Source organism: Limnofasciculus baicalensis BBK-W-15 (assembly GCF_024178385.1).
Lineage (GTDB): Bacteria > Cyanobacteriota > Cyanobacteriia > Cyanobacteriales > Coleofasciculaceae > Limnofasciculus > Limnofasciculus baicalensis.
This window is the reverse complement of sequence record NZ_JAMZMM010000530.1, coordinates 1-3,078: the sequence shown is the minus strand read 5'-3', so window position 1 is coordinate 3,078 and position 3,078 is coordinate 1. Positions and strand designations below refer to the sequence as shown.

Genomic DNA, 3,078 nt, shown 5'->3' with positions numbered 1-3,078 from the left:
GGAGTGGGGAGTGGGGAGTGGAGCAGCAGATATAAGGATGGAAAGTGGAAACGATCGGGAAAAGGTTTCCCCTCTCTCCCCCTCTTCTCTCTCCCCCATTCAGAAATTTCAACCGGGCTGGACAGAGGATGGATACAATATCCTCGGTTGGGGTATTATCAAACCTGCTAAAGATATTCAAAGCTTACTCAATTCCTACTATAGTGCCGAGAGTGAAAGAGTAGAATTTGCTCGGCTGCACAACCAACTGGCTCAGAAACTGGGTAATAGTCTGGCAAAATTACGTCAGAAAGGCTCTGGTTTTGAAACACGCTTGCACGAATCTGACGAAGCCGATAAGTACCGACAAAATGCGGACTTATTAATGGCTTATCTCCAAGAATGGCAAGCGGGAATGAAAACTATTACCTTGTCAGATTTTGAAACTAATAAACCTGTTAGTATTACTTTAAATCCAGAGAAAAATGCTATTCAAAATGCCCAATTCTTGTATAAGCGCCACCAGAAACTAAAACGCGCTCGCCTTGCGGTTGAACCTTTACTTAACGAAGTACGAGAGGAAATTCGATATTTAGAGCAGGTTGAAGCCGCCTTGAAAATATTGGAAATTTACAATACTTCAGAGGATTTACAGACACTGGGAGAAATCCGGGATGAACTAATTCAACAAAGCTATTTGGAAGCTTCACACCCAAGAGATACCGCTGGAGGTAGTGCCAAAAGCGATGGCAAAGCCCGTCAGAAACATGGCAATATTCCCGATGTTTCCCAACCCTATCGATATAAAACGCCCAGTGGGTTTGAATTATTAATTGGTCGGAATAATCGGCAAAACGATTTACTTACCTTTCGCACGGCTGGAGATTACGATATTTGGTTTCATACCCAAGAGATTGCAGGTAGTCATGTCCTTCTCCGTCTCCAACCGGGAACTGTTCCCGAAGAAAAGGATTTGCAATTTGCCGCAAATTTAGCGGCTCATTACAGTCAGGGGCGACAAAGCGAGCAGGTTCCAGTAGTCTATACTAAACCCAAATACGTTTACAAGCCCAAGGGTGCTAAACCTGGGATGGCGATTTACAAGCAAGAAACGATACTGTGGGGGCATCCTCAAAAAGGGAAAGTCTGTCTGACAGAAGTATCGCCCTTAAGCCCCTAGCCCCTTCTCAAAGAAAATGTAAACTTACATTACGAAAAGATCCCGTTCTTTGTTACGATGAAAAACGTCAAAAAATCTTAACGCTGCTCGCTTGGGAACGCGCAGCATGGATTTCCTCTATAGAGAAAGACGACAAAATTAAAATTATGGCGGGACCAGCTAGAGACAAAGCTGGTCTTTTGTTTTGGCTGAGATTGAGAGCTACTGAGTAACCTATTACACATACAGCAGATTGTAGGTTTATGAAGTACACCTCAGAAACCCGGTTTCTTTGCACCGAACATACCTGAAAATTATTGCTACTGTACCTCATAACAGCGGTTACCGCTGTAGGACTTACACAACAATAGGACGAATAGTGTGGAGGGTGCGTTAGCTATCGCATAACGCACCCTACTGAGTAACCTATTACTAGGGAAGTTGAGAAAAATATGCAGGGGCTGAAAGGTATGGTGAGTAAGGGTTCTGTGGGCTGAGGGTGGTTTTTGGGGGATAAAATTTGCCTGTAACTCGAAAAATTCCGAAATTGGGGTGTGGAAGCGTCTTATTAATATAGGGACTATAAATCAAGGAAACGGTAGGGAAATGGAAATGATCGCAGGTGTGGATCGGAAGTACAACGAGGAGTCTCACCCAAAGTTACTACCCAGGTGGGGTGTCTCATTCCATCTTGTTTGTGTCGATCGTTATTTTAATTCAACAACTCATATAAACAAGCAAGATAGGTAACGCAGTTACATATCACATAAATAGACAAAACTTTTTTATTCTTTTTTTTTTTGACAAAAGTTTGATCGTCCTTTTGTCGTGATTCTCTAGCAACATTTTTTGTGGGGCAGAGAAGGAATATCCCTTTGTTAGCAAATCTCTGGTGAGATTTTTGCTGGGATGAAATGCGGACTGAGAAAGGAACAGAGATAGGTGCTTTTCTGAAACTCAATTCATTCTATTAAGGTTTGCTAAAAGTTGATTTATTATGTCAAATTCTCAATTAGTAGCTACATCGGGTGCCGTCTGCCTGTCGCGTAACTCTGAAGAGAAAAAGTTTTGGCAGGTATGGCAAGAGTATCGAGATTATCTGTATTCTTGCTGTCTTAAGTGGATGGGTGGGAACCCGACTGATGCGGAAGATGCGCTGAGTCGGGCGACGATTAAGGCTTGGGAAAAGCTGGAAAAGTTTGAGGGGAAAATTAAGAATTTTAAGAGTTGGTTAACCAGCCTGACTCATAATCTTTGCATGGATATTCATCGAGAGCGCGATCGCAGTGCGAATCTAGTTGAGGATATAGAGGTATACGCGGCTGGTGAGGAGAGGGAAGTGGTTTCCTGTGAGGATACGCCAGAAAGTGCTTTGGAGAAGGAAGAGAGAAAGACTGTGATTCGCCGCGCCATTGATAATTTACCGACAAGGCTGCGCGAGACGTTTATTCTGCATTTTGATCGGGAATTGTCTTATAAAGAGATTGCCCAACAGCAAGAGATTTCCTACCAAAATGTCAGCAAACGTATCTCGCAGGCGCGGGCAATTTTGCGAGAGGAGTTGAGGGGATATTTTCTCGGGGAGAATGAGACTAAAACTGAATTATCTGTTAAGTCAACTAAGGCGGGAAAGGAGTCGGGAATAGGGGAAAAATCCCAGGAGAATGGGAGAGTTGAACCGATTGTGGCGGAGACTGTGAGATTATCGGTTGCGGTGGAGGAGGTAGAGATTAAACCTCTGGTAAAAGAGGAAATTACCCCCCTAATCCCCCCTTGTGAAGGGGGGACTTTAGAAGGGAAGTTACTCCGCTGCGCGGAGGACTTCTGTTTGGAAATGAGGGGAGAAACTAACTCTCTGTCTTTGGTGAGGGGAGGGTTAGAAACTAGGGGAGAAACTAACTCTCTGTCTTTGGTCAGGGGAGGGTTAGAAATGAGGGGAG

General features: G+C 43.9%; 2 protein-coding genes. Both read left to right on the top strand.

All coding sequences use genetic code 11. From position 1 onward, the window contains the following. A partial coding sequence (locus tag NJ959_RS27710; RefSeq protein WP_254014989.1) for an Rqc2 family fibronectin-binding protein occupies positions 1-1,159 on the top strand: 1,159 nt, incomplete at its 5' end. Between the two features lie 976 nt (positions 1,160-2,135). Beyond that, a partial coding sequence (locus tag NJ959_RS27705) for an RNA polymerase sigma factor (protein ID WP_254014988.1) occupies positions 2,136-3,078 on the top strand: 943 nt, incomplete at its 3' end.